Origin of the sequence: Streptomyces sp. CB02056, from assembly GCF_001905545.1 — a bacterium.
Taxonomy (GTDB): domain Bacteria; phylum Actinomycetota; class Actinomycetes; order Streptomycetales; family Streptomycetaceae; genus Kitasatospora.
This window is the reverse complement of the sequence record NZ_LIPD01000004.1, coordinates 627,371-653,781: the sequence shown is the minus strand read 5'-3', so window position 1 is coordinate 653,781 and position 26,411 is coordinate 627,371. Positions and strand designations below refer to the sequence as shown.

Sequence of the window (26,411 nt, the reverse complement as noted above, 5' to 3'; positions counted from 1 at the left end):
CGGGGCCCGGGGGTCGGCCGGCGGCCCCGGAGGCGGTCAGCGACGCAGGGTCAGCAGCCCGCCGCGCGGCACCGGGATCACGTCCGCCCGGTCCAGCTCGACCTCGCCCTGCCGGACGATACGCCCCCGGGCGTCCTGCACCGTCACCGCCACCTGCCCGCGGCCGCCGGTGAGCCGGACGTCCGGGTCGGCGTCGGCGTTGGCCACCAGCAGGGTGCGCCAGTCGTCGCCGGAGGCGTCCACCGGCAGCGCGGCGTACCGGGCCACGGCCACCGTGCCGGTGTCGGTACCGGCGCCGGTCCCGCCGCCGGTGCCGCGCGCGGTGACCATCGGGTAGCCGAGGTCCGGGCGGGCCGGGAGCAGCTCGCCGAGCTGGAGGGTGTCGGCGTGCTCGCGGAAGACGCCGAGCCAGAAGGCGATCGCCTCGCGCTGCTCCTCGCTCTGGGCGGCGAGGTCGACGGAGATCTGCGGCACCGAGAACAGCACGTTGATCAGGTGGCAGGCGACCTGCTCGGCCGGTTCCTCCCGGTGCCACATCAGCATGTCGGCGTGGACCGGGACGGGCCCGGCGGCCAGCCGCACGTCGATGGTCCGCTGCCGGTTCTCCTGCGGGCTGAGCGGGCAGTCGGTGGCGCGGATCATGGTGGCGTACGGCCACAGGCCGGGGCTGACGTACGGCTGGCGGTGCTCGATCATCGCCTCCGGGTTCGCGGCGGTGATCCGGCCGCGGATCGCGGCGAGCAGCCGCTCCACGCCCTCGTCCACGCTCGCGCAGTCCGCGCCGGGGCGGGCCGCCGGGGCGTCGTCGCGCTCCGCGGCCCGGGCGAACCAGTCGACGAAGTCCACCTTGAGGCCGTCCATGCCCCACTCCTCGACGGCCCGGACGAGCCGGTCGGTGAGGAAGGCCCGGACCTCGGGGTGGCGCGGGTCGGCGACGATCGCGCCCATGTGGGCGGCGTCGGCCAGCGCGAGGTGGCCGATCTCCCGGTACGCGGCGCTGTCCTTGCCGATGAACGGCAGCGCGTACCAGAGCATGTAGCGCACCCCGAGCTCGTGCACCCGCCGGACGTGGGCGGCGGTGTCGGGCAGCGAGACCGGCTCCCAGTCGCCGCAGTGGGCGTAGCCGCGGGTGCGGTCGGCGGTCATCCAGCCGTCGTCCACGATGATCACGTCCAGGCCCAGCTCCTTGCCGAGCGCGGCCTGGGTCTCGACGCCCTTGGGGGTGATGTCCTGGTGCATCGAGTACCAGGTGGAGTACGCGGGACGGCGGGCGGCCTCCGGGATGTCGGCCGTACGGCCCTCGCCCCACCAGGCGGCCAGGTCGGCCAGGGCGCGCCCGAAGTGCCGGCGCGAGGTGTCGATCCGGACGGTGAGCCGGTCGGTGGCCTGGGCCCAGAACCGGAACTCGCCGGTCTCCTCGACCACTCCGGCCCCGGCCAGCACGTCCGGGCGACCGGCCGCGAAAGCGCTCAGCGCGACGTCGCCGGTGCCGACCAGCGCGGCGATCGGCGCGCCGTTGGCCAGCGAGGTGCGGCGCGGGGCGCTCCAGGCGGCGGGCAGCCAGCCGGTGCCGCGCGGCTCGGGGGTCCAGAGGGCGGTGGCGTCGACGCAGGGCACCCGCCACTCGATCCGGACCTCGCCCGGGCCCTCGGCGGTCACCTCCACCACGCCGTCGGCGACGCCCCGGGCCGTGCCCGTGCCGCTCACCCGCAGGTCCAGCCCGTCGGCGTACAGCGGGCGCAGGCCGCCGGCGGCGGTGGGGGCGTGCGGCTCCCAGACGTCGGCCGCCGCCGCGCCGGCCGTCGTCCCGCTCGTACCGGCCGTGGCGCCGGCCGTGCTCACGGTCGTGCCGGTGTCGTTCGTCTCGGTCATGGTCAGCCCTTCGTGGCGCCGGCCAGCAGGCCGGAGATGAACTGCCGTTGGAGGACCAGGAAGAGGACCATCATCGGCAGGGTGGACAGCGCGGTGCCGGAGAGGATCGCGCCGTAGTCGGTGTTGGACTTGTTGCCGTGCAGCGTCGCCAGGGCGACCGGCAGGGTGTGCATCTCGGGGCTGCGCAGGGCGATCAGCGGCCAGACGAACTGGTTCCAGGAGCCCAGGAAGAGGAAGATCGACAGGGCCGCCAGCACCGGCCGCATGACCGGCACCACCACGCTGAACAGCACCCGGAGTTCGCCCGCGCCGTCGACCCGGGCGGCGTCCAGGAGCTCGTCCGGCAGGCTGCTCAGCGACTGCCGCATCAGGAAGATGGCGAACGGCACGCACAGGCCCGGCAGGATCAGCGCCTGGTAGGTGTCCAGCAGGCCGAAGTCCGTCATCATCTTGAACAGCGGTACCAGCACCACCTGTTCGGGCACCACGAGGGTGGAGAGCAGCAGCGCGAAGAGCAGGGTGCGGCCGCGGAAGCGGAACTTGGCGAAGGCGTAGCCCGCGAGCAGCGCCACGACCAGGGCGCCCAGGGTCTGGACCCCCGCCACCAGCAGGGAGTTGCCGACCACCCGGAGCAGGCCGATCTTCTGTTCCAGGTGGCTCAGGTTCTCGCCGAGGCTCCCGCCGGGCAGCAGCTTCGGCGGCCAGTCGAAGACCTCGGTGTCCTTGCGGGTGGCGGAGACCACCAGCCAGTAGAAGGGGGCGATCGACAGCCCGGTGACGCCGGCCAGGAAGAAGGTCAGCGGCCAGCCGCGCAGTTTCTTGAGGTTCACTTGTCCTTCTCCCCCATCAGGCGCATCTGGACGGCGCCGAGCACCGACACGAGCAGGGTGAGCGCGTAGGCGATGGCGGAGGCGTAGCCGAAGTCGAAGTACCGGAAGCCGTTCTGGTACAGGTACATGGAGACGGTCAGGGTGGCGTTGTCCGGCCCGCCGCCGGTCAGCACGTACGGCTCGTCGAAGAGCTGGAGCGTGCCGATGGTCGAGAGCACGACGGTGAACAGCAGCACCGGGCGCAGCGCGGGGACGGTGATCGAGGTGAAGCGGCGGATCGGGCCGGCCCCGTCGACCATCGCGGCCTCGTACAACTCCCTTGGTATGGACTGGAGTCCGGCGAGGTAGATGACGGCGTTGTAGCCGGTGTAGTGCCAGGTGAGCACCACGACGACGGCCATCCGGGCCCAGACGGGCTGGCCCAGCCAGTCGACGGAGGGCAGGCCGACGGCGTTCAGCAGCCAGTTGACGGCGCCGTCGTCGGCCTTGAGCAGGTAGGCGAACATCACGCCGGTGGCGACCAGGCCGGTGACCGAGGGCATGAAGACGCCGAGCCGCCACACCGTACGCCAGCGCACCAGCGCGGAGTTGATGCCGACGGCCATCAGCAGGGCCAGGCCGAGCATCAGCGGGACCTGGACGACGAGGATCTCGCCGGTGTTGCGCAGGGCCGTCCAGAACAGCGGATCGTCCAGCAGGCGCTGGTAGTTGGCGAGTCCGGCGTCGCGGGTGGCGGCGCCGGAGCCGGTGGTGAAGGAGAGCAGCAGCGAGTCGATGACCGGGTAGGCCTTGAACACGCCGAAGGTGAGCAGGGCGGGGGCGAGCAGCAGGTACGGCACGGCGCCGCGGCGCCAGCGGGCGCGGCGGAGCCGGCCGGACCGGCCGGGCCCCGCGGATCCCTTGGACCCCTGTGACCCCTCGGGCCCCTTGGCGAGGGCGGCGGGCGGACTGGCGGCACTCATGCGATACCGCGTCCCGTCTGCTGGGCGAGCTGCTTGGCGGCGTCCTGGAGGACGGCGGCCGGGTCGGCGCCCTTGAGGAAGACCTTGGTCTGGGCGTCGCTGACGAGCTTGAGGGCGCGGGCGTAGTCGCCGGAGTAGTTGGTCGGGTCCCCGCCCTCGACGGCGAGGTCGGTGAAGGTCTTGAGCACCGGCTGGCCGCCGTAGAAGGCGCTGGGGGCGGCGTACATCGGGTCGGTGTACGCCTCGGTGAGGGCCGGGAAGACGCCGCCCGCGTTGAACATCGTGTTGACCGAGGCGGCGCGGGTGAGCGCGTACTCGACGAACTTCCAGGCGGCGCGGCGGCGCGGGCTGGAGGCGGCGACGGCCAGGTGGGTGGAGTTGACCAGGGCGGTGCGCTTGCCGCCGGGGGTGACCGCCGGGGGCTTGGTGAGGCGCCAGTTGCCGCTCTGGTCGGGGAACTTCTTCTCCAGGTAGTGCGCGACCCAGGTGGGCATCGCGGCCGCCCCGAGCTTGCCGGTCTTCATCACCGGCGGCCAGCTCTGGACGCCGGGGGTGTCGCCGATCAGCCCGGCCTCGTCCAGCCGCTTGATGATCGTCAGGGCCCGCACGGCCGGCTCCGAGGCGACGGTGATCTTGCCCTGGAGGTCGAAGTAGAAGGCGCCCTGGAGCTGCATCAGGCCCTGGAGGAAGTCCAGGTCGGGGGTGGGGTTGGCGGCCCGGTTGACACCGATCAGGGCGATGCCGGGGTTGGCGGCCTTGAAGCGGTCGGCGACGGCGAGCAGGTCGTCCCAGGTGGCGAAGGTCTCGGGGTCGATGCCCGCCTTGTCGAAGTAGTCCTTGCGGTAGAAGAAGCCGAGCGCGTTGACCTCCCAGGGCAGCGCGTAGGCGTGGCCGTCCTTGCCGGTGACGACCGGCCACAGGCCCTTGGCGAACCTGTCCTTGTACGCGTCGGCGCCGAGCGCGGAGAGGTCGGCCAGGCCGCCGGGGAACTTCTCCTGGTAGCCGGGCAGGTAGTCACAGCCGATGTGCAGGACGTCGCCGAGGCCCTGGCCGCCGGCCGCCAGTCCGACGGTGATCTTGTCCCAGATGGCGGGCTCGCCGATGTCCTGGACGTCGACCTTGATCCCCGGGTTGTCCTTCTCGAAGGCCGGGACGATGCCGCGCAGGGCGTCGGCGGCGGTGGCCCAGGACCAGACGGTGATCGTGCCGGTGTCGGCGTCCCCGCCGGCGGCGCCTCCCGAGCCGGAGCCGCCGCCGCAGGCCGCGAGGGAGCCGCCGGCCGCGACGGCCAGCAGGCCGGCTCCGGAGGCGCGGAGAAGGTCGCGTCGGGAAAGGTGTGACATTGCATTCCTCTCGGTGGGGTGGCGCCGGAAGGCTGTGGTGCGAAGGGGGGTGGCGCGAAGGGTGGTGCGAGGGGGTGCTGAGCGCAGGCGGGGGTTGCTCTGCTGTTTTGAACGTTCAAACACACAAAACAAACCAGAACCAAACAGGTTCCAACGAGCGGACACAGCAAACGCCCGCCCTCCCCGTGCCGTCAAGACCTGGAGAGGGGAACGACGGGCTCCGCAACCGTTCCGTTATCAGCCGGTGGCCCGACCCGGCGGGCTGGCCCCGGATCGGTTTCCGGCCAGATTTGTCATGCATCCATCCACTTTCGACCGGCCCCGCCACCCCTCCGACTAGGGTCGCTCCAGCTTCGCGGCACGGCGCCGTACGGCCATCGCGCGGCGCTCCGCGGACCCGTCGATTGGACTGGTGAGTAGTGAACATCAAGCATCGCCACGTGCCCGGTCGTTCATGGACGGCGACGGTCCGGGGCCGGCTCGCCGCCGCGGTGGGGGTGGTCACCCTGCTGGTGGCCGTCCTCACCGGCACGGCCGCCGGCACGGCCACCGCGGCACCGGCGGCGGCACCGGTCGCCGCCGCCCAGGCCTCCCCCGGCTGGGTCTGTCCCGGCACACCCATACCGGACGGCTACGTGATCACCCAGCGCCAGCCGAGCGGGTGCAACAAGGCCGGCGCCTGGTACATCCAACCCGTGCAGAACGGCATCTGGACCTGCGCCACCTCGCCGATTCCCCCCGGCTACGTGATCACCCTCCACAACGCCACCGGCTGCAGCGGCATCGACTACTGGTACCTGGAAGTGCCCCGCGACGGCCAGTACACCTGCGCGGGCTCACCGATCCCGCCCGGGTACGTGCTCACCGGCCACATGAACTCCGGCTGCGGCAACATCGGCTCGTGGTACCAGCAACTGGCCCGCGTCGGCGAGTACATGTGCCCCTACCAGCCCGTTCCGGCCGGCTTCCGCGCCGGCACCTACAACGCGAGCATGTGCAGCGGCCTCGGGGGCTGGTACCTGCTCGCCGCCTGATCCGACCGTCCCCGGCGGGCAGCGCGCAGCGCCGAGCGCCCGGTGCCCGCCGGGGAGTCCGACCGTCCCGCGTCCCGGCCGCCCGTCAGCCGCTCACCCGGACTCAGCCTTCCGCCGACGGCAGCTCCCCGTCGGCGCCGGGGAACCGCGTCCCCGGGGTGACCGGGATCCCGCGCGACATGGCCTCGAAGTCCAGGATCGGGTGGGTCAGGATCTCCTCGACCTCGTCGGTCAGGAGGTTGCCCAGGATGAACTCCTCCTCCGCCCCCGACCCGAAGGTGACGACCTGTCCGCTCGACTGGATCATCCAGTTGAGCAGCTCCCGCTCACTGCTCTCCGCGAGGTGGATCTCCCGGCCGGGGTGGTCGCGCCGGATGCCGTCCACGACCTCGCGGACGTCCTCGACCGCCACCCCGAGCCGGCGGACCGTGTCCGGCGACGCCCGTCGGCCCCACCACTGGAAGATCACCCACTGGGCGACCGAGGGGTGCGACATGATCTCGGCCGCGAGCTCCGGCAGTTGGTGGAGGTTCTCGGCACTCGCCACGGTGTGCACCCGCACCCGGTCGAAGCCCTCGGCGTCGCACAGCGCGAGGGATTCCAGCAGCGCGTCCAGCAGCTTGCTGTCCGGACTGCGACGGAACGCCCGCTGCACGTCCGCGGTGACGGCGTCCAGCGGCAGCCGCAGCGAGGACAGCCCCCGGAGCCGGGCGAGCTTCTCGGCGGTGAGCGTGTAGCCGGTGGTGTCGAGGCCGACCTTGAGCCCGGCGGCGATGGCATGGTCGACGACGTCGAAGATCGGCGGCCACAGCAGCGGGTCACCGCCGGCCAGGACCAGGTCGGTGGTCCCGTGCGCGGCCAGCTTCCCGATGATCCGGTCCGCCTGGGCGAGGTCGATCTGCTCGGCGGCGAACGGGTTGTAGCAGCCCTGGCAGGACATCGGACAACGGTTGTTGATCGACCAGTTGACCCGCCGCACGCGCCGGCCCGTACGCGGCTGGTCGGCCCGGCCGCGGATCCCGGCCACCAGCTGGGCCAGGCGCCGGGCCTGCGGGAGGGTGGCGTCCGCGAGCAGTTCCTCGGCCCGTTCGACGGCGGCCGCGGTGGCGTTGTTCTGGAGCAGCAGGAACGCCAGGCGCCACCGCATGGCCTCGTCCGCCGGGTCCCGGACCAGGGCCTGTTCGACCCGTGAGGTCAGGGCGCCGAGGTAGCCGGGGTTGAAGTGGGCCGGCTCCAGGCGCCGTTGGAAGTCGTCGGCGATCGACCCGCGCTCCAGGGCCCGGTCGTAGCCGGCCCGCAACGGGTGCGGGGGCAGGATCTCCACGTGCTGCCGAGTGGACATGGGATGCTCTCCGGTGGGGGGTCAGTTCGAGGCGGACGGCAGCAGGACGACCATCGAGTCGGCGGACGACAGCCCCATGCTCTCGACGAAGACCGCGTCGCGGACGCGCTGCGCGACGGCGGGGTGGGTGGGGGCGTCGAGGTAGCGGGCGGTGGATTCGAGCGGGGTCAGGCCCCGTTCGGCGATCAGGGTGCGCAGGGCCCGCGGGAGGTTGTCGAGGTCGTCGCGTATCCCGGCCAGGTCGAACCGGTCGGCCAGCCGCGTCGCGGCCCTGCGGGCCTTGGCCAGGTTGGTCGGAGGGTCCTGGACGGTCGCCTTCGCCAGGTAGTAGGGGACGGGCTGCATCATCCAGGACAGCGCCGCGCGCGGATCGTCCTCGTGGCCGGGCAGGTCGAAGGCCTCCGGCCCGAGCCCGAGGCCGTCGCAGAACCACTCGGGCCGCATGCTGATCCGGTAGTGGGCGTGGCCGGCCAGCCGGAACGCCGGAAGCCGGGCGATGACGGACGTCGTCTCGATCCCGAAGGTGTCGGAGATCCGCCGCATCCTCCGCCCCACCACGGCCCGGACGTCCGGCACGTGCGCGTCCTCGCCCACGAGGTGGATCAGGTCGAGGTTGGAGACGACGTCTCCGTCCGGCCCGGTGCGGTGGTCGCCACGCGCGAGTGAACCCGTCGCCGCCACCGACATGCCGGTGACGTCGGCGAACTCACGGGCCAACTCCTGGAACAGCAGGGGGACGTCTTCGGGTCTCACGTGGCTCCTCAGGTGTCGGCGGCGACGGCGAGGAAGAGAGCTTCACGCGCTCTTCCAAGTCCTTTTACATCGTGGAGAGTTCGTATTCAGGCGCGCAGCCTAACAGCGGATCACCACAAATGGTCACGTTCGCACCAACTGCCTCATGCGATATGACCGATACGCCGACAGAATCATTCATATCCGGTCAATCGAAGGCCACTCGACGCACGTAGACCGGGAACGGGTCGGGCCCGACGAACGCGACGGCCCCCACCGCGCCGAAGTGGTACAGCCGGTGGCCGATCTCCCCCGCGGCCCGGGGGCCGAACCGACTGTTGAGGTCGGCGGCCTGGTCCGCGTCCAGCGCGAGCAGAGCGAGTCCGGCCCGGACGCGGACTTCCTCGACTTGGACAGCGATGCCAGGTACATCCAGACGTGGCAACCGCTGGTTCTGCCTGGGCTCTTGCAGACCGAGGACTACGCACGCGCCTTGCTTGGAGCGCACCCGGCGGCTGTCCGCCCCGAACGCATCGACCAACTCGTCAAAGTGCGGATGGAGCGCAAGAGCGTCCTGGTCAAGTCAGAGCCTACGCGCTTCTGGGCGATCATCTGGGAGCCAGCTCTCCGATGCCCGGTCGGTGGAACCAACGTACAGCGCGCACAGTTGGACTACCTGGTAGAAGCCGCACAACGCCCCAACGTCACCTTGCAGGTCGTCCCGCTCGATGTCGGCGCAGTCGCTGGAGCGTGCGGAGCGTTCGTGATGTTCGGCTTCACCGATTCACCGAATCCGGGGGCAGTGTTTCTTGAGACCCTGACCAGCAGCCACTATCTGGAGCAGGAAGCGGAACTGGACGGCCATGGGCTTGTCTTCGACTACCTGAGGTCATCGGCCCTGAATCCGGCCCAGTCGATCGACATGATCACCGCCATCGCGACAGGGACGTGAGTGCGAGATCAGAGAAGAGGGTGAGCACATGACCATGCCGGAGATCTCCGCCCGCGGCTGGTACAAGAGCAGCTACAGCGCCCAGGCGAACGACTGCGTAGAGACCACGCTCGTCGCCAGCAGCGGCATGGCGGTCCGGGACTCGAAGGACCCGAACGGCCCAGCCCTCGCCTTCCCCATCGACACCTGGACGGCGTTCGTCACCGCCCTCAAGACCGGCGAACTTCCCAACACGTGAGCACACCCGCGCGAGAAGTCGGCCCAGCCGACTTCTCGCGCAACCACACCCACTCGCTCAAGCGAACGGGAACGCCACCCTCAGCACCTCGACGAGGCGGGCCTTGACTGCCTCCGTATAAGCAAGCAGGGTCCGCTGCCCGCCGTCTACGAAGTCGCCGCCCTGGAGAAGCGGGAGGCACTCGCGGCGCCTGCGCGCGAGGGCAAACCCTGGATGTGGCCTTCGATCGGCTTCGGACAGCAGCCCTCGATGTAGGGCCGACGCGGCGGCTCGTCACACAGATTGCAAAGGAACTCGAATGATCGACCCGAGTCGGGACAACCTGACGCACGCGGCTTGGCGAAAGAGCAGGTACAGCGCCAACCAGGGCAACTGCATCGAGGTCGCCGACGGCTTTACCGGCACCGTTCCCGTCCGGGACTCCAAGGACCCCAACGGCCCGGCGCTCGTCTTCCCCGCCGACGCGTGGTCCGCCTTCCTCAGCGCCCTCAAGGCCGGCGAGATCCCCAACATCTAAGCGAGAGGACCTGCGCGAGAAGTCGGCCCAGCCGACTTCTCGTGCAACCGATCAGCCAGGACGCCGCCCGCCGCACGACTGACCGGAGCAAAAGCCGGAGGGTCCTGCTCCGGCATGACCCGCCCCGGTGCGGCCCGGCGGCTTCAGGGGGCCGCCGGCGGGGCGAGGTCCTTCGTCATGAAGACCCTGCTGGTGCCCGGCGGGTCGCACGGGACGTCGCCCAGGCGTCGCCAGCCGTGCTTCGCGTAGAACCCGGGCGCCTGGAAGCTGATCGTGTACAGCACCGCCGTGCGGCAGCCGCGTGCGCGGGCCTCGTTCTCGGCCCGGCGCAGGATCTCGCTGCCCAGGCCGCCACCGCGCAGCTCGCGCGGCAGGAAGAACAGGTCGAGGAAGAACAGCCCGAGTGAGGTGCGACCGGTCAGACCGCCGATCACCCGGCCGGTTCGGGAGTCGCGCACCAGGACGGCCAGCGGGCGGCGGTCGTCGATGGCGGTCGTGTCGGTGTTGAACCGGTCCAGGGCATCGGAGACGAGCGATACGTCGGTGGGCTCCGGGGCATCGGTGACCGTGAGGCCGATGCCGGGCCAGGGGTTCGGTGGGGTGATGTCGGTGGCGGGCATGAGGTTCCCAGGGCGGTTGGCGGAAGAGGTACGGGCGGAGGACGCGGTGGCCTCGGCCGGTACGGGACGATAGGGCGCGGACGCTTCGGCCCGACCCGAATCGAGACCGACGACAATCGAAGGCATGGACGATCAGCGCGAGAGCCGGGACGTCGGCGTGGACCTGGCCGTCGTGGCCAGGCTGCTGGCCGACGGCACCAGGGCGGACTTCTGTCTGGCCCTGCTGGACGGCCGGGCCTGGACGGCCAAGGAACTGGCCCGCCACGCCGGTGTCGCGGCCTCGTCCGCGACCGAGCATCTGAACGTGCTCGTACGCGGCGGACTCCTCGTCGAGGAACGGCACGGACGCCACCGCTACCTGCGGATGGCCGATCCGCGCGTGATGGCCCTGATCGAGAGCCTCGCCGCGCTCGCGCCGCACCGCGCCCCCGGACCGCGTTCGCTGTCGGGCTCGGGGCGGCAGCGGGCCCTGGCCCGGGCCCGGCTGTGCTACGACCATCTGGCCGGGGAACTGGGCCTGGCCGTCACCGACTCGATGGCCGATCGCGGCCTGCTGGACTGGGGCGCCGATCCGTCGCTCACCGCCAAGGGGGCGGCCTGGCTCGGAGACCTGGGCATCGCACTGCCCGACGCCTCCCGCAGGCCGCTGGTACGCGCCTGTCTGGACTGGACCGAACGGCGCCCGCACCTGGGCGGGGCCGTCGGCGCCGCCGTCTGCGGGCACGCCCTGGCCGCGGGGTGGCTGACCCGGATCGGAACCACCCGTGCCCTCGCCGTCACGGATCTGGGCAGACGTGAACTGCGCGAGCACCTCGGACTGCCCGCGACCACCGACATGCCGTCCCGGGACCAGGAGGCGGACTAGCGACCCCGCGACGCACGGGCCGGGCACGAACGGGGCCCGCGCGAGGAGTCGGCCGGGCCGACTTCTCGTGCTCCCTGCCGCGCAGCGCTACGGGAGCACCGGGCGCAGGACCTCGGCCACCCGGGCCTTGACCACCTCACCGTGGACGAGCGGGACGGGCCGGCCCCCGCGCTCAACCGAAACACCGAGGTCCGCCAGCACGTACAGGGCGCGCAGGGTGCGCACCGTGTTGGAGGCCCAGACCGGCATCGGCCCGCGCTCGTACGGGGCGAGGGCCTCGGCGATCGGCGACAGCCAGGCGGTCGACCGCTCCGGCGTCAGGTCGGGGCGGGTGAGGACGAGGGCCACGGCCTTGGCGAGCCGGTCGTCCTCCCGCTCCGCGAACAGGTACTCCGTCGGGGCCAGCAAACGCTCGGCGGCGAGCGCGAGCAGCGGTTCGGGGTCGACCTCGGGCCGCAGGCCGAAGGCCCCCAGCAGGTCCGCGCCGTGCGCCACCGCGTGCAGCCACCCGAGCGCGTCGTCACGGCCCCGCAGGTCGGCCTCCGCGCGGTACCAGCCGGCGAACGCGTCGACCCACTCGGACCTGACCCCGTCCTGATCCACGATCATCCGCAACACGAGCGGGGCGAACGTCCTGGCCTCGATCCGCGGATCGCTGAAGCGCCCCGCCATCAGGTCCCCGAGCGCCAGACACCGCTCGCCGTCGATCACCCCGCCCCGTATCCAGGCGTCCAGCACCGCGTACGGGTAACCGTCCCTGACCTCCGGGTCCGGATCCCCCAGAGCCACCGCCAACTCCGCGGTCAGTTCGTCCAGCCCGCGCCCCGGGGGAAGAGCGCAGTCGTTCTCGTAGATCTCACGCCAGTTCGTCACGGCCGGACCCTATCCGTGGCCGCCGAGCCCTTTCACCTGCATTTTCGCCCTCGCCGGCAAGGCCCCGACCGCTTGGATCCGATCAGCACCCGCGCGAAAAGGATCATCACTCCGATAAAATCGAGTCCGTCGAGCACAGGGACGACAAGCGGCTGGACCTGTCCAACGACGCGAACAAGTTCACCGCCTCGGTCGTGATGGGCGATCCCGGCACGGCGCCGGACACCCTGCACCTGACCGTCGTCGCCCCCTGCGTCCCGCGCGGCGCCGGCCGGGGGGCCTCCGCGAGCGGCTGACGGCGAAGCCCCGCCCGGTCCCGTGTGGGAAGTCGGCCGGGCCGACTTCCCACGCGGCCGCCGTCCGCCGTCAGCGGCCGACCTCGCGCAGGCGGAAGTCCTCGACCGTCTCGCGCCGGATCAGCAGGCGGGCCCGGCCGTCCTTCACCGCGATCACGGCCGGGCGGCCGACCAGGTTGTAGCCGGACGCCATGGACAGCTGGTAGGCGCCGGCCGCCGGCATCGCCAGCAGGTCGCCGGGGCGCAGGTCGGCGGGCAGTGCGGCGTCCCGGACGAGCACGTCCCCGGCCTCGCAGTGGCGGCCGACCACGTCCGCCCGTGTCTCCCCCGCCTCCGAGCGGCGGCCGACCAGCCGCACCGTGTACGGCGATCCGTACAGGGCCGGGCGCGGGTTGTCGCTCATGCCGCCGTCCACCGCGACGAAGCAGCGGCCGTCCGCCGTGTGCTTGACGGACAGCACCCGGTAGACCGCCACGGCGGCCGGTCCGGCGATCGCGCGGCCGGGTTCGACGATCAGCCGGGGCACGTCCAGGTCGGCCTCGGCGCAGCGCACCGCCAGCCGGTCGGTGACCCGGACGGCGAACTCGGCGAGGTCCAGCTCCTCGTCCCCGGGCAGGTACCTGATGCCGTGGCCGCCGCCGAGATCCAGTTCGGGCAGTTCGACGCCGTGCCGGTCCCGGGTCTCGGCGAGCAGCCGCACCACCGCGTCCACCGCCTCCAGGTACGGCTCGACCGAGGTGATCTGCGAGCCCAGGTGGCAGTGCAGGCCCGCCAGTTCGAGCCCCGGCTGGTCGAGCACCCGGGCGATCGCGTCGGCCGCGTCGCCGCCCTCGACGGGGAAGCCGAACTTCTGCCCGCCGACCCCGGTCCGCACCGCCGCGTGGTGCCCGGCGGCGATCCCCGGGACGATCCGGACCAGCACCTTCTGCGGCGTGTCGGCGGCCACCAGGGCGGCCAGCCGCGCGATCTCCGCCGGGCCGTCGATGACGATCCGCCCGACCCGCAGCCGCCGCGCCAGCCGCAGTTCCTCCGGGGACTTGGCGTTGCCGTGCAGGAGGATCCGCTGCGCCGGGAAGCCTGCCGAGACCGCCAGCCACAGCTCGCCCGACGAGCAGACGTCCAGGCCCAGCCCCTCCTGCTCCACCCAGTCGGCCATCGCGCTGCAGAGGAAGGCCTTGGCCGCGTACAGCACCTCGGCGTGCGGCAGCGCCCGCCGGTACGCCCGGGCCCGCCCCCGGGCCTCGGCCTCGTCCAGCACGTACAGCGGGGTGCCGAACCGCTCGGCGGCCTCGGCCAGCCCGACCCCGCCGATCAGCAGATCGGCTCCCCGGCCGGGCCGCGCCGTGGCCGGCCAGGGGCCGCCGAGCACGTCGGCGGAGACGGCTCCAGGGGCGGTCCCGGGGGTGGTGGGGACGGGCGGGGCGATGAGCTGGGTCATGGCGGCTGCTCCTCTGGGTGGGCGCGTGGGCGGCGGACGCCCTGACGGGTGTCAGTCCTCGTAGTGCATCGCGAAGCGGCAGTTCGCCGGGCGGGTGCGGTCCCGGTCGGCGGCCGGGGACGGGTCCGGCGGCTCGGGGCGGTCCCGGCGCCAGGCGGCGGGCACGAGGCGGACCGTCCGCTCCAGCGGCTCGTCGACGTCGATGACGGCGGTGACAGTGGTCATGGCGGGGTCCCTCCAGACGACGGCCCGGGCGGCCGCACCCCTCCAGTGGAGACCCTCCGCACACCGACCGCACCCGCCCTTGACGCAGGGCGTACGGCCCGGGGCCCGTCCTTGACGCCTTCCTGACAGCCGTCCGGCGGTCGGCCGGCGGCGGTGTCAGAGCTCCGTCAAGGACGGGGGTTTCGCCGCCAATCCTGTGTCAAGAGCGGCATGTCCCCCGGTTCTCCGGTGGTGGGCTGTCCGCCGTCCCCGCAGCCCCACCCGAACCCGCCGCCCCCGACGAACCGGGGCGGCCCGGAAGGTCCCCCGAGACGATGCGCCGTTCGGCCCTCACCACCCCGGACAACACCCCCGACCAGCAGAACTGGTTCCGCCGCCCGGAGCGCACCGCGGCCCCCGCGCCCGAGCCGCCGCCGAGCCACCGGCCCACCTCGCCGGGCGGCCGCCGCCGGCTGATCACCCGCCGCCAGCTGGCCGAGGCGCTGCCCGCCGCCGTCCGCAAGCTCCATCCACGCACCATGATGCGCAACCCGGTGATGCTGGTGGTGGAGACGGGCTCCGCGCTCACCACGATCAGCGCCGTCCTCCACCCGGGCGTCTTCGCCTGGGTGATCTCCTTCTGGCTCTGGCTGACCGTGCTGTTCGCCAACCTCGCCGAGGCCGTCGCGGAGAGCCGCGGCAAGGCGCAGGCCGAGTCCCTGCGCCGCGCCCAGTCCGCCACCACCGCCCGGCGGCTGCTGCACTGGCGGGTCGGCACCCGCGATCACCGCCACGAGGTCATCCCCGCCGAGCAGTTGATGGTGCACGACATCGTGCTCGTTCCGGCCGGCGAGGTGGTCCCGCGGGACGGCGAGGTGGTCGAGGGCGTCGCCACGGTCGACGAGTCGGCGATCACCGGGGAGTCGGCTCCCGTCATCCGCGAGTCCGGCGGCGACCGCACCGGCGTCACCGGCGGCACCAGGGTGCTCTCCGACCACCTGGTCGTCCGGGTCACCTCCCGCCCCGGGCAGAGCTTCGTGGACCGGATGATCGCCCTGGTCGAGGGCGCCGACCGACAGAAGACGCCGAACGAGATCGCGCTCAACATCCTGCTGGCCTCGCTGACCATCGTCTTCCTGCTCTCGGTGGTCTCGCTCCAGCCGATGGCCGTCTACGCGCACGCGCCCCAGACCACCATCGTGCTGGTCGCGTTGATGGTCGCGCTGATCCCGACCACGATCGGCGCCCTGCTCTCCGCGATCGGCATCGCCGGGATGGACCGGCTGGTGCAGCGCAACGTGGTCGCCCTCTCCGGCCGGGCGGTGGAGGCCGCCGGGGACGTGGACGTGCTGCTGCTCGACAAGACCGGCACCATCACCCACGGCAACCGACGGGCCGTCGCCCTGCACCCGCTGCCCGGGGCGACCACCGAACAGCTCGCCGAGGCAGCCCAGTTGGCCTCCGTCGCGGACGGGACACCGGAGGGGCGGTCACTGGTCGAACTGACGAACCGTCAGTACTGGGTGCCGCCGCGCTCCCCCGGCGAACTCGGCGAGCAGCAGCCCGTACCGTTCACCGCCCACAGCCGGATGAGCGGCGTCGACCTCACCTGGCCGGACGGCACCACCTGCCTGGTCCGCAAGGGCGCGGCGAACGCCGTCGCCCGCTGGGTCGCGGACTCCGGCGGGCGGCTGCCGGCGGAGGCCGAACCCCTGGTGGACCGGATCGCCGGGGCCGGCGGCACCCCGCTGCTGGTCGCCGTCCACGACCGGCACGGCGCACGGGCGTTGGGCGTGGTCGAGCTCAAGGACGTGGTGAAGGAGGGCATCGCCGAACGCTTCGCCGAGCTGCGGCGGATGGGCATCCGTACCGTCATGGTCACCGGGGACAACCCGCTGACCGCGCGCGCCATCGCCGCCGAGGCCGGGGTGGACGACTTCCTCGCCGAGGCCACCCCGGAGGACAAGCTGGCCCACCTGCGACGCGAACAGGCCGCCGGGAACATGGTCGCGATGACCGGCGACGGCACCAACGACGCCCCCGCCCTCGCCCAGGCGGACGTCGGCGTCGCGATGAACTCCGGCACCCCGGCCGCCAAGGAGGCCGGCAACATGGTCGACCTCGACTCCAACCCGGCGAAGCTGATCGAGATCGTCCGGGTTGGCAAGCAACTCCTCATCACCCGGGGCGCGTTGACCACCTTCTCGATCACCAACGACGTGGCCAAGTTCTTCGCGATCATCCCCGCGATGTTCGCGAACGCCTACCCCGGGCTGCACCACCTCAACATCATGGAGCTGCACAGCCCCACCTCGGCGATCGCCTCCGCGATCATCTTCAACGCGCTGATCATCGTCGCCCTGATCCCGCTCGCCCTGCGCGGCGTGCGCTACCAGCCGGCCTCCGCGACCGACCTGCTCCGGCGCAACCTGCGGGTGTACGGACTGGGCGGGCTGGTGCTGCCGTTCCTCGGCATCAAGGCGATCGACCTGATCGTCCAGTTCGTCCCGGGGCTGGGCTGAGCGATCGGCCGGGGGATCCCGACCGGCCCGTCAGAGCGCTGTCAAAATGTGGGCGACCCGCGTCATGGTGGTGTCAGCGGCGGTACGGACGGCTCCGTTCCGGGGTTCACTGGAGACATCCGAAGCAAGGAGTTCCGAACCGGCGGAGCCCGATGGAGAGAGCCGCCGGAGAGACGGAGGCGAACGGCCATGACCGGGACCACCCGAGTGATCGTCGGCCTGAGCGGATCACTGAGCAGTCTGGCCGCCCTCTACCACGCCGTCGGCGAGGCGGCCCGGCACCAGGCGGTGCTGGTGCCCGTGGCCGCCTGGGCCGCCAACGAACGGGACGGCCTACGGCCGCTCTCCGAACTGGAACACGCCGCCCGGCGACGCCTCGACGTCGCCTTCGACCAGGCCTACGGCGGCTACCCGTCCGACCTGGTCATCCACCCGCTGGTGGTCAACGCCGAGCCCGGCCCCGCCCTGGTCGGCGCCGTCACCGGCCCGGCGGACCTGCTCGTCCTCGGCGCCGCCACCCGCCGCCGCCTGGACCGCCTGCGGCACGGCTCGGTCGCCCGCCACTGCCGCCACCGGGCCGGCTGCCGGGTGGTCGAGGTCTCGCCCTCGGCCCTCCTCACCCGCCTCGAACTCCCGGCCCGCACCGGCGCGCCACTCCCCCTGCTGGCCCGCTGACAGATCGTCACCGGCCTTCTGCTGAGGCCCACTTGTGCTACTCCGGGACGCGCAGGTGGGCGCTCAGCCAGCCGAGGGCGGGCGGGATGAGCCGGCCCCAGGTGGTGAAGTTGTGGCCGCCGGTGTCGACCGTCTCCTGGTCGACCACCAGCGGCGGACGGGCCGCCGCCGCGAAGGCGCTGGAGTCGGCGTAGGTGCTGCCGTCCTCCTTGCTGTCCGCGAGCAGCACCGCCAGGGGCGGCATCGGCAGGTGGGCCAGGCGCCAGTCGAGGTCGGCCTCGGCGCGGCGCTGCGGGTCGCCCGCGAAGAGGTCGCCCGTCGTGACGTCCTCCGCCGCCTTGAAGTAGCCGGAGAGCGAGACGGCCGCCGGGAAGGTCCGCGGGTGCTCCATGCCCAGCTTGACCGCGCAGTAGCCGCCGGTCGAGTCGCCGACGATCCCCAGGCTGCCGGTGCCGTCCAGCACCCGGTAGGAGGCCCGCAGGTCGGCGGGCACGTCGGTGGTGAAGTAGCGCTGCGCCTGCGGCCCGTTCGGGATGTCCTCGCACTCGCTGTCCCGGGGCATGGTCGGCGAGGGCCGCATCAGCACCAGGACGGTCGGCTGCATCGACCCCTTGCGCAGCAGGTCGAGTTCGGCCGCCGGGTAGCGCAGCTTGGTGACCAGGTTGGCGGCGTCGCCGGGGAAGCCGGTCAGCACCAGCACGGCCGGGAAGTGCCGCGCCTCGCCGCCGGGTTGGAAGTACTGCGGCGGCAGGTAGACGTAGCCGTCGGAGCTCAGCCCGGTGGTCGCCCCGGGCAGCCGCACCCGGTCGAGCCGCCCGATCCGGGCCGGATCGCGGCCGACCGCCCCCGCGCCGGTGATCTCCGCCGGACCGAGCACCTGCACGCCGGCCGCGCCCGCACCGGTGCCGCTGCCCGCCGCCGTACCACCGCCCCCCGTACCACCGCCCGTCCCCCGGATCACCCCCGCGCCGTGCTCGCGCCCCAGCAGGTCGGACCAGCTGCTGTAGAACACGAAGTAGTCGTTGACGGCGAGCCCCAGCGTGACCAGCAGGGCCAGCTGGGTGACGGCGATGGTGCCGAGCCGCAGGAACATCGCGGGCCAGCTCCGGACGGCCAGCCGGGGCCAGACCCACAGCGTGCCGAGCACCGTGAACACCGCGAGCAGCGCCATCAGCGCCAGCAGCTTGTGGTTGGTGAGCCCCATCGGCCCCGACCTCCCCTACCGCCGTGAATCCCGGCCGCGGAACCCGGCTGTGGCACCCGGCGCTGTGGAACCCTGCCGCGAAGGCCGGCCGTGGAAGCGGAGCTCCGTACTCAAAGTAGCCGGTCGGACACCTCCGGGCACGCCACCGCGAGCCCGGGTTCCGCAACTTCGACAAGCCTGTCGAAGTTGGCATGCCCAGGCTATGCTGACCCGAAGCCCGCCCCTGGTCGGGCCCCTCGCCCCGTCGACGCACGCACCGCCCAGGTGCGCCCGACCGGAAGGAGGTGCGGTCGCAGCCTCCGCCAGACGGCCCACCCGGCCGGCCCTTCCCGATCGGCCAACAAGCCGTCCACATCGTTTTCTTGACGGTCCGTCAATTCTCATCCGCGATTTCACCGCCTGAACCGTGACGCGTGCCCCGGGCCGCCCACCGCCCGTTGTACGGAAGGTGAATCGCCGCGCCCGCCCGAAACCCCCGGCCGCCCCGCCGAGGAAGAGGTTCCGCATGACGACGTCCCGGACCCACCCGCGCCCCGCCGAAGCCGCGGTGCTGCTCACCGTGCTCGGCCTGCTCGTCCTGGAGGAGATCGCCCTCGGCATGGCCGAGGAGGAGGACCGCCCCGTCATCGGCGGCATCCTGATCGGCGCCTCCGGCACCGGCCTCCTGGTGGTCGGCGCGGTCCTGCTCAGCCGCTGGATCGACCTCCGCCGCCCACTCCCGCTACCCCCACCCGGCCCCAACGGCCGCGAGTACAGCGCCCGCGCCCTCGAAGGCTTCCCGATGGAGGCCGTCCGCCCCATACTGCTCGCCGAGAACGCCCCCCAGCTCGGCCACCTGTACTCCGCCTGGATGCTCGCCCGGGCCGGCCGCCCCGCCCCCTGGATCGCCCGCCGCCTGGCCATCCCCCCGGACGCCGCCCAACTCCTCGTCGACGCCGCCCGCATGGCGAGACTCGATCAGCGCCGCTGACCAGGCGCCGCACTCGCCTGCGCCACCAGGTACGGCACCAGCCCGCGCTCCGCCAGCGCCGACCGCCAGGCATCCCGCGCCAGCACCAGCTCCCCCGGCCCGTCCGCCGCCTCCCCGGCCTCCGGCCCCCTCGCCCGGGCCGCCCCCAGCAACCCCAGCCCGCCCACCAGCAGACTCACCGCACCCGCCCCGGCCGACACCCACCCGGCATCCACCAGCGCGTGCGCCAGCACCTCCATGTCCTCGACCAGCCCCAGCACGGAACCCAGCAGCAGGAAGACCACCGCCGCCCCCACCGCGATGATCGGCACCACCACCCCCAGCACCCCCCACCACCCCGACGCCCGCTCCCTGGCCGGCACGTCCACCGGCAGCCGCGCCACCGCATCGGCATCCGCCCGCAACGCCGCGTACCGCTCGTACTCCGGCGCCGCCGCGGCCAGCACGAACTCCGCGTTCTCCCGCGCCGTCCGCCGCAACCGCTCCACCCCCCGGGCCTCCTCCCCACCCACCCGCAACGCCGCCCGCACCTCCGGCGCCGAGAGCGCCCGCCCGAGCTCCGTCTCGAAGTCCGCCCGATCCTGCTGCGGCAGCCGAAGCGGCCTGTCCATGCTCGTCCCCGATCGCCGTGCGTAATGTTCTACAGAACTGTAGAACAAGGAGGCACGTTGCAGCAGCCCTGTTCACGGGTGGATTCGGTGCTCAGGAGGGGTCGGCCATGGGCACCCGGGCGAGGGCTGCACGGATCAGTTCGGCCGCGCCGAGGGCCTTGATACCCCACTGGTGGTACCACTCGGTGATCTGTGCCATCCGCTGTCCTGTCTTCAGCGAGTGCTTCAACAGACCGGCCAGGGTGACTTCCTCGATCCACGGCGTTCCGATCGACCACGATCGCGATCGGTCGAGGAGGTCGAACGCCTGGTCCGACGTAACCCCCGCCGGCAGGTCGTCGCTGGAGGGAACGATCCCGCGAGACCTCAGATGGCGAGCCAGCTCTCCGGGATGACGCTGAAGCCTGCGGGCGGCCATGATCAAGCGAGCGAACGGCACAGGATCACCCACCCGCAGGTCACTCCAGTCCATGACGCTGTCGCGCGCGAAGAGTTCCTCGTCCAATCGGGTGAGACTCTCCGGCAAGGCGATCGGAACGTCCAGACCGTAGGCCCGACACCGCTCAATGACCTCCCACAGTGAGGAATTCCTCGACGCCACCAAGGCGAAGAGCCGCTCAAAGGTTAGGTCGGCCGCATCATGCCAATGCGGACCCCCATCCTGGAACAACTCGAGATCCGCGACACAGGCATCCTCCGGGACGCGTGACACGGTGAACCCGGCTGCCTCAAGAACCTCCGCGGCCCGCTCCACCGTGATTCCCAGATCCCGCACCGCGCGCAGGAGATGATCCGGCGGCACCATTTCCGATCGTTCCAGCCAAGGACCAGTGTCCTCAAGTTCCCAACTCAACAGTGCCACAGTCTCGTCGGAGGGAATTGGCGGCAGACCAGTCGTGTCCGCCTCAAGGCCGTAGTTCGCCATCGCCACACAGACCTGGTCAATCGGAATCCCCAACACCCGGCCGGCTTTGACCAGATGCCCTGGCGGCACCGCGCCTCCCGGCTTGGGCCCGTCCCAGCGGGCGCCTTTCCCCGACCGCTTCCAGAGGAAGACGGGGTCGGTGTCGACGGCTACAGCGAGATCCACGATCTCGGGATCAAGCTCCCAGCCCGAGCCGAACAACACATCCGCCGCCTCCTTTACCGAAATCCCGTTTCGATCCGCCATGGCCAACAACTCACTGACGGCCACGGACGGATAGTCGGAGACCTGCCGGAGACTCAAACCGCGACGACGAAGAATACCTAACTCAAAAGCCCTGGCGTGAGCGCTCTCAGGAGTGACACCGAGATTCCGCGCAATTTCCGAGATCGACCTCTCATTCAGGTACGAGGGGGCCCACATCCTTTGTCCGAAGTTCTGGTGCCTTGGTGCCAACACGGCGATATCGGACGGCATCGCCGGACGCACTGCCTGGGCTGCGGGCAACTCTGGGCAGAGGCTCGCCAGTTCCGGGACCGAATCGTCCAGCCCGTGAGCCAACATTCTCCAGAGCAGAACGTGATCAGGCACGTTGCCCAGAATCGTCCCGCTGGCGAAGTCATCCAGATTTTCGAACCACTTCAGAATTCCGGCATCCGCCAGGAAGCAACCCGTACGACGGGTTTCGTACTCGATCCCGAGGAACTCAAACCCATGGCCCTGCCGGATGGCCTCGGCGGCCACCAGATCGGCAAGGTGGCAGTTCCCCTCCGTCACCTGATGGATCCACTCCATGCTCAGCACAGCCGATCCGCTCACGAACTCACCCACTGCTGCCACCAACAGTTCCCGGACCGTCTCCGATAGGTCACTGATGACGCGCCGGCGATCAACGGACAACTTCTTCGATGACAGCTTTCCAGTGAGGTTCACAACAGCGCCGGACAATCCGCGCGGCGAGACGACCCCGCGAACGACCTCCGGCTCGACCACCAGCCCGTCCACCAGCAGGGCCCCGCCGTGCTCGCACCACGTCACCTGCGCGCCCTCCGGGGCACCCGACCAGGACATCATCCGGCCCCAGGCGCTGAAGCCGAAGGACTCGCCCTGAGGCGCCTTCCGCGTTTTCAGAAGCCCCGGCTCCCAAGCGACTTCCCGGTCCCCGTGCAGCGCCGAAACCGAGAACTCCGCGACGGCTAGGAGACGTTCGAGGACATCCACACACGACCACGACTCGGCCATCTCAATGTCATCCCGCAGGTACAGCCGTACGATGGTGCCCGGATCACGGCCCTGCTCCGACCGTTTGGCGATGCGGAAGAGGTGGCTCGGGCCGTAAATGGACACATCCAGTTGCGGACCCAACTGACCCGAGGCGTCCAGGCGGCAGGTGGTGACCTGGATCTCGTCGGCGAGCATGAAGTAGCTCAGGACGCCGATGCCGAATCGGCTGTTCGGATACAGCTCGACGGGCGGGTCGACCTTGCGCCACTCGGCGCGTTCGAGCTTGAAGTCCAGCTGCTCCGCGAAGCGGGCGCCGGCGTTGGAGAAGACGCCCCTCAGCTCCTCCTCCCCCATGCCGACGCCGTTGTCCTGGCACTCCAGGTAGGCGCGGCCGTTCTCGTCCACGCCCTGGCGGAACTCGATACGACCGTCGTAGGTGAAGGTCGCGATGGGGTTGGTGCGGTCCAGGTACTCCGTGCGGGCGCGGCGGTAGCGGCAGGCATCGAGGGCGTTCTGGTAGAGCTCACGGACGGCCAGATCTCGGTCGCGGTAGAGCTCTACGCCCATCAGTAGGCTGCGCACCCTCCGTTCATCCATGCGGAAGCGGGCCCAGCCGGTGAAGGCGCCGGCGGCGGGGGCGGTTTCGTCCGAGGCGAGACGAGTGGGAAGTGGGTGTGTGGTGAGGACCCGGCGGACGGCGTGGAGGAGTTCGTCGGCCCGGGCGGTGTACTCGCGCAGTCCTTCGACTACCGCCTCGTGGTGGCACTCGGCGCGCAGTACCGGCAGGTCGTAGGAGCCGCCCCACGCGGCCTCGTCCAACGTTCGGCGCAGGTCGGTGAGGTCGACCTCGTACGGGATGCCGAGGTGTTCGGCCACGATCTCGGGCAGGGCGGTCATCTCGATGGCGGTCCCGTACGCCAGCGCGAGCAGCAGGGCCAACCTGGGCTCCCGGACGTGCTGTTCGCCGGGGGCTCGCAGGTGGTCGTCGGCGCTGAGGCTTGCCAGGTAGTCGCGGTTGCCGACGTCAGGGCCCCGACGGAGACCGTGCAGCAGGGCGCAGACGCGCTTGAGGGCGAAGGTCTCGCCGAGGTCGGCGAGCATCGGCAACTGGTCGATGATCTCCTGGACGCCCTCGGGGTCGGCGAGGTCTTCGTGCTGGTCGAGCCAGCGATGGAAGAGCCACCAACCGAGCGTGGCGGCAGAGGCGGGTCGGGTTCGGGTGCGGCCCACGAGCAGGTCGTATGACTCGATGAACTGCTCGTACGCGGCCCGGTCGACGTCGGGTTCGGGCGAGGGCGCGAGATCGGTCGGATTGATAGCGGACCTCGCCGCAGCCAGACGCAGCGCACGGACCCGGTAGAGGAGCGGCAGCACAACCAATAGCGCGGCCTCGGCCGGGTACAGGTCGAGCCGATCGTCGCCGAGCAGCCAGTCGACCCGTGAAGCGAAGCGCACCGCGATCCCGGGGTCCTGCCACGGGTCTTCGGCGAGCACCGTCTCGTCCCGCAGTCGGGCCAGTTCACCGACGGCCTTCAGGACGACGCACCGGTACGGCTCGACGTCCCGGTCCTCCCGGACGTGCCTCCAGACCCGCGACTCGGCAGCGGCCCGTACCCACGCGTCGGCCCCTTCCGGTACGGCCGAGGGCTGGCTCCCGCCCACGTAGACAGCCCCGATGTGCCCGGCCTGCACGACCGGGCCGTTCGTCGTGCCGCTCATCGTGTTCGACGTGCTGTCGACCATCCCTCGTACCCTCCCCGTCCCCATGTGCAGGGGACGAGCGTAGGGCAATAGCCCCTCACGCCACGGTCAGAATCCCGCGCATGAAGTGGTGGAACGTACAGAGGTACGAGTACCCGCCCGGCTGGGTGGGAGCGGTGAGTGTCGCGCTGCCGCCCGGGGCGATCGGGCCGGTGTCGAAGGTGCCGTCCTGGGCGGTGAGGGTGTGGGCGGTGGTGCCGGTGTTGGTCACGGTGACCGCCGTGCCCGGGCGGAGGGTGAAGTCGGCCGGCTCGAAGGAGAAGTCGCGGATCGTCACCGTCCCCGTGAAGGGGCTGGGCGACGGCGGGGCCGTGGATGGCGACGACGGCGCGACGGTACTGCTGGTCTCCTCCGGGCCCGGCACCATGAACGAGCTGACGCAGCCGGTCAGTACGGGGCCCGCGGCGAGCAGGAGGGTCGAGGCCCGGAGGAGGGTCCGCATCAGTTGGGGGTGGCGAGCAGCCTGGCCCGCTTGGAGTCGGCGGCGGCCGACGGGGTGGCGCCGATGTTGGAGACGGTGGTGGTGAGGATGGCGTCGACATCCGGGATCCAGTTGGTGGTCTTGGACTGGACGAGGACCTTCCGTGTCTGCGGCGTGCCGTCGCAGATCACGTCCGCCTCCGCGGTCCGGCTGGAGCCGAAGGCGACGGCGGTGTTGTCCTCCGGGTCTCTCTGTTCGACGGAGACGGTGAGCGAACGGGCCTCGTCCGCGATCGAGCAGAGGTACTCGACCTGTACCCGGACCCGGCCGGGGAGCTTGGGGTCGATGACGGCGTCGCCGAGGGTGACGGTGGTGGGGACCGGCTCGTCGGCACGGGCCGGTACGGCGGCCCCCGCGGCGCCGGTGAGGCCGGTGAGGGCCGAGGTGAGTACCGTCAGGATGATCCACCGCTGCACTGAAACCTCCGGTCTGAGGACGTATGGGCGTACGAACGCATTGCGGCCGACGTTAACCGGCCGGAGATCCACCCGCGCGCCCAACCGTCCGAACGTCATACCAACAGCCCAGCGCCCCGTCCGCTGCCCTCCCCAGCCGGTCCCAACCGCCCCCACCCGACCCTCGCCCGCCTGGTCCTGCGGCGCTACGACGAGGCCCGGACGGCCGGCCCCGCCCGTTGGTGTGCGTGAGAAGTCGACCTGGCCGACTTCTCACGCACGCAAGGGGAATGACGCCGGCCCGTGCCCCGGGACACCTGGGGCACGGGCCGGAAGGGTGCACTCCGCGCAGGTCACGTCGTCAGGTGGTCGAACTCCCCGGCCTTGACGCCGCACAGGAGCGCGCCGAGCGCGCCCGGCGAAGTGGCGAGGACGGTGTCGGGGTCATCGCTCTCACGAATCCGGACAGTGGCGTCGGCAACTGCTGAGACGTAGATGCAGTTGGCGGTGTCGCCGCTGAACGAGGACTTCTGCCAGCTCTGAACGGCCATGGTTCTTCCCGTCTCACATGCTCTGGGCGGTACGGCGGATCAGGTCGCGGGACGCGTCGGGCTTGAGCGCACTCGCCTCCAGCCGATCCAATACGGCTCGATACTTGATCAGCTGCGGCTCGGTGTCAATGAACTCGAATCGGTCCCCATCGACCTGGACACTGTCCAACCGCGCGACCTCTGCTGCGAAGTACACGATCCCGGCACCGGAACTGGGGTAGCTACCGGTGCCGAACGGGATGACACGAAGATCGATGTGCGGGTGCTCACTCATGGTCAACAGATATTCGAGCTGATCACGGGTAACCTTGCGGCCCCCGAAACCCATCCGCAAGGCCGTCTCATGGACGACGGCCGACAGCGGCATCGGACGGTCACCGAAGAGCACCGCCTGTCGCTTGATGCGGTGGGATACCAGGTGCTCCACTTCGGGCGGGGACAACGGCGGGACTACGTCCCGGAACAGGGCACGAGCATGCTCAGGGGTCTGGAGAAGACCAGGGATGTGAACCACTGAGACGATCCGCATCGTCTGCGTGTGGTGTTCGAGTTCCGCCAGGTCGAGCGCGCCGGCCGGGAGGATCTCGCGGTACTCCTCCCACCAGCCGCGCGTGCGGCCGCCGGTCATGTGCGTCAGCGCCTCGATCAGGGCGTCGTCCGCGCAGCCGTAGAGACGCGCCAGGGTCCGTACGCGATCCGCGCTCACCGGGTACCCGCCGGATTCGATGTTGCTGATGCGGGACTGCGGGGTGCCGTGCAGTTCCCCGGCTCGTGTGACCGAGAGTCCCGCCTGCTCGCGCAACCGGCGCAGCTCCGCGCCGAGTCGCCGCTGCCGGATGCTCGGCGGAGTCTTGCTGGGCGGCATCCGCTGTCTCCTCGCTCTCGACCGCCGTCGTCGGCGCCCGTCACCCATGGGAGTGGTAGTGATACAGATTCCTCAAAGGCGGTGGACTACATACTACCGACTGGCTACT

The 26,411-nt window shown here is 71.3% G+C and carries 25 protein-coding genes; 8 read left to right on the top strand and 17 right to left on the bottom strand.

Annotated features, from left to right (window positions below):
- Window positions 1–36: 36 nt before the first annotated feature.
- Genes AMK13_RS14885 through AMK13_RS14870 form a run of 4 tightly spaced genes read right to left on the bottom strand, consistent with a single transcriptional unit; the run spans window position 37 to window position 5,007 of the window.
- On the bottom strand, window positions 37–1,872 hold the full coding sequence (locus tag AMK13_RS14885) for a glycoside hydrolase family 36 protein (RefSeq protein WP_079272123.1): 1,836 nt from the start codon (window positions 1,870–1,872) through the stop codon (window positions 37–39).
- A 2-nt stretch (window positions 1,873–1,874) separates the two neighbouring features.
- Entirely contained in the window at window positions 1,875–2,702 is an 828-nt protein-coding gene (locus tag AMK13_RS14880) for a carbohydrate ABC transporter permease (RefSeq protein ID WP_053111977.1), read from the bottom strand.
- On the bottom strand, window positions 2,699–3,664 hold the full coding sequence (locus AMK13_RS14875) for a carbohydrate ABC transporter permease (protein WP_079272122.1): 966 nt from the start codon (window positions 3,662–3,664) through the stop codon (window positions 2,699–2,701). The genes AMK13_RS14880 and AMK13_RS14875 overlap by 4 nt, the downstream gene beginning before the upstream one ends.
- Window positions 3,661–5,007, bottom strand: coding sequence for an extracellular solute-binding protein (locus AMK13_RS14870; RefSeq protein WP_074002528.1), 1,347 nt, complete (start codon window positions 5,005–5,007; stop codon window positions 3,661–3,663). Before AMK13_RS14870 ends, AMK13_RS14875 begins: the two co-directional genes overlap by 4 nt.
- A gap of 440 nt (window positions 5,008–5,447) precedes the next feature.
- Here AMK13_RS14870 and AMK13_RS14865 point away from each other — a divergent pair, with 440 nt between their 5' ends.
- The gene (locus AMK13_RS14865) at window positions 5,448–6,041 is read left to right on the top strand and encodes a hypothetical protein (RefSeq protein ID WP_049650074.1); all 594 of its coding nucleotides are present in this window, start codon (window positions 5,448–5,450) and stop codon (window positions 6,039–6,041) included.
- A gap of 103 nt (window positions 6,042–6,144) precedes the next feature.
- On the opposite strand, the gene AMK13_RS14860 is transcribed toward AMK13_RS14865, so the two are convergent.
- Both AMK13_RS14860 and AMK13_RS14855 read right to left on the bottom strand, forming a co-directional pair.
- Window positions 6,145–7,383: a radical SAM protein gene (locus AMK13_RS14860; RefSeq protein ID WP_074002527.1), complete on the bottom strand. Its 1,239-nt coding sequence runs from the start codon at window positions 7,381–7,383 to the stop codon at window positions 6,145–6,147.
- A gap of 21 nt (window positions 7,384–7,404) precedes the next feature.
- A complete protein-coding gene (locus AMK13_RS14855) occupies window positions 7,405–8,136 on the bottom strand; it encodes a hypothetical protein (RefSeq protein ID WP_074002526.1) in 732 nt (243 codons plus the stop codon).
- A 145-nt stretch (window positions 8,137–8,281) separates the two neighbouring features.
- On the opposite strand from AMK13_RS14855, the gene AMK13_RS14850 reads away from it, so the two are divergent.
- From AMK13_RS14850 to AMK13_RS14840, 3 genes are all read left to right on the top strand, one after another.
- On the top strand, window positions 8,282–9,067 hold the full coding sequence (locus AMK13_RS14850) for a DUF5753 domain-containing protein (protein ID WP_079272121.1): 786 nt from the start codon (window positions 8,282–8,284) through the stop codon (window positions 9,065–9,067).
- Window positions 9,068–9,095: 28 nt separating this feature from the next.
- Window positions 9,096–9,305 carry a DUF397 domain-containing protein gene (locus tag AMK13_RS14845; RefSeq protein ID WP_074002525.1) on the top strand — a complete coding sequence of 70 codons (210 nt, stop codon included), beginning with the start codon at window positions 9,096–9,098 and terminating at the stop codon, window positions 9,303–9,305.
- 298 nt (window positions 9,306–9,603) lie between these two features.
- A complete protein-coding gene (locus AMK13_RS14840) occupies window positions 9,604–9,822 on the top strand; it encodes a DUF397 domain-containing protein (RefSeq protein ID WP_074002524.1) in 219 nt (72 codons plus the stop codon).
- A 143-nt stretch (window positions 9,823–9,965) separates the two neighbouring features.
- On the opposite strand, the gene AMK13_RS14835 is transcribed toward AMK13_RS14840, so the two are convergent.
- Window positions 9,966–10,442, bottom strand: a complete 477-nt coding sequence (locus AMK13_RS14835) for a GNAT family N-acetyltransferase (protein ID WP_074002523.1) — start codon at window positions 10,440–10,442, stop codon at window positions 9,966–9,968.
- Window positions 10,443–10,566: 124 nt separating this feature from the next.
- On the opposite strand from AMK13_RS14835, the gene AMK13_RS14830 reads away from it, so the two are divergent.
- Window positions 10,567–11,307, top strand: coding sequence for an ArsR/SmtB family transcription factor (locus tag AMK13_RS14830; RefSeq protein ID WP_074002522.1), 741 nt, complete (start codon window positions 10,567–10,569; stop codon window positions 11,305–11,307).
- Window positions 11,308–11,394: 87 nt separating this feature from the next.
- Here AMK13_RS14830 and AMK13_RS14825 read toward each other — a convergent pair whose 3' ends face one another.
- The 3 genes from AMK13_RS14825 to AMK13_RS43485 form a co-directional block, all read right to left on the bottom strand.
- Window positions 11,395–12,180 carry a DUF2785 domain-containing protein gene (locus AMK13_RS14825; RefSeq protein WP_074002521.1) on the bottom strand — a complete coding sequence of 262 codons (786 nt, stop codon included), beginning with the start codon at window positions 12,178–12,180 and terminating at the stop codon, window positions 11,395–11,397.
- A gap of 366 nt (window positions 12,181–12,546) precedes the next feature.
- A complete protein-coding gene (gene lysA, locus AMK13_RS14820) occupies window positions 12,547–13,914 on the bottom strand; it encodes a diaminopimelate decarboxylase (RefSeq protein WP_074002520.1) in 1,368 nt (455 codons plus the stop codon).
- 51 nt (window positions 13,915–13,965) lie between these two features.
- Complete coding sequence (locus AMK13_RS43485; protein WP_158077702.1) at window positions 13,966–14,139, bottom strand: hypothetical protein; 174 nt, start codon at window positions 14,137–14,139, stop codon at window positions 13,966–13,968.
- A gap of 314 nt (window positions 14,140–14,453) precedes the next feature.
- Between AMK13_RS43485 and kdpB the strand changes: the two genes are divergently transcribed.
- Together kdpB and AMK13_RS14810 are read left to right on the top strand one after the other, a co-directional pair.
- Complete coding sequence (gene kdpB, locus AMK13_RS14815) at window positions 14,454–16,640, top strand: potassium-transporting ATPase subunit KdpB (RefSeq protein WP_079272120.1); 2,187 nt, start codon at window positions 14,454–14,456, stop codon at window positions 16,638–16,640.
- Between the two features lie 189 nt (window positions 16,641–16,829).
- Window positions 16,830–17,315: a universal stress protein gene (locus AMK13_RS14810; RefSeq protein ID WP_049650056.1), complete on the top strand. Its 486-nt coding sequence runs from the start codon at window positions 16,830–16,832 to the stop codon at window positions 17,313–17,315.
- A 37-nt stretch (window positions 17,316–17,352) separates the two neighbouring features.
- Here AMK13_RS14810 and AMK13_RS14805 read toward each other — a convergent pair whose 3' ends face one another.
- On the bottom strand, window positions 17,353–18,519 hold the full coding sequence (locus AMK13_RS14805; RefSeq protein WP_074002519.1) for an alpha/beta hydrolase: 1,167 nt from the start codon (window positions 18,517–18,519) through the stop codon (window positions 17,353–17,355).
- A gap of 505 nt (window positions 18,520–19,024) precedes the next feature.
- Between AMK13_RS14805 and AMK13_RS14800 the strand changes: the two genes are divergently transcribed.
- Window positions 19,025–19,489 (top strand): hypothetical protein, encoded by a 465-nt coding sequence (locus AMK13_RS14800; RefSeq protein ID WP_074002518.1) that lies wholly within the window; start codon window positions 19,025–19,027, stop codon window positions 19,487–19,489.
- Here the strand turns inward: AMK13_RS14800 and AMK13_RS14795 are convergent.
- From AMK13_RS14795 to AMK13_RS14770, 6 genes are all read right to left on the bottom strand, one after another.
- Window positions 19,477–20,100: a hypothetical protein gene (locus tag AMK13_RS14795; RefSeq protein WP_074002517.1), complete on the bottom strand. Its 624-nt coding sequence runs from the start codon at window positions 20,098–20,100 to the stop codon at window positions 19,477–19,479. The genes AMK13_RS14800 and AMK13_RS14795 overlap by 13 nt on opposite strands.
- A gap of 91 nt (window positions 20,101–20,191) precedes the next feature.
- On the bottom strand, window positions 20,192–23,992 hold the full coding sequence (locus AMK13_RS14790) for an HD domain-containing protein (protein WP_074002516.1): 3,801 nt from the start codon (window positions 23,990–23,992) through the stop codon (window positions 20,192–20,194).
- 55 nt (window positions 23,993–24,047) lie between these two features.
- Complete coding sequence (locus AMK13_RS14785; protein WP_241852880.1) at window positions 24,048–24,452, bottom strand: cupredoxin domain-containing protein; 405 nt, start codon at window positions 24,450–24,452, stop codon at window positions 24,048–24,050.
- Window positions 24,452–24,907: a hypothetical protein gene (locus AMK13_RS14780; protein ID WP_074002515.1), complete on the bottom strand. Its 456-nt coding sequence runs from the start codon at window positions 24,905–24,907 to the stop codon at window positions 24,452–24,454. The genes AMK13_RS14785 and AMK13_RS14780 overlap by 1 nt, the downstream gene beginning before the upstream one ends.
- A 332-nt stretch (window positions 24,908–25,239) precedes the next feature.
- Window positions 25,240–25,437, bottom strand: a complete 198-nt coding sequence (locus tag AMK13_RS14775) for a DUF397 domain-containing protein (protein ID WP_074002514.1) — start codon at window positions 25,435–25,437, stop codon at window positions 25,240–25,242.
- A gap of 13 nt (window positions 25,438–25,450) precedes the next feature.
- On the bottom strand, window positions 25,451–26,302 hold the full coding sequence (locus tag AMK13_RS14770; RefSeq protein WP_074002513.1) for a helix-turn-helix domain-containing protein: 852 nt from the start codon (window positions 26,300–26,302) through the stop codon (window positions 25,451–25,453).
- Between the last annotated feature and the right edge of the window lie 109 nt (window positions 26,303–26,411).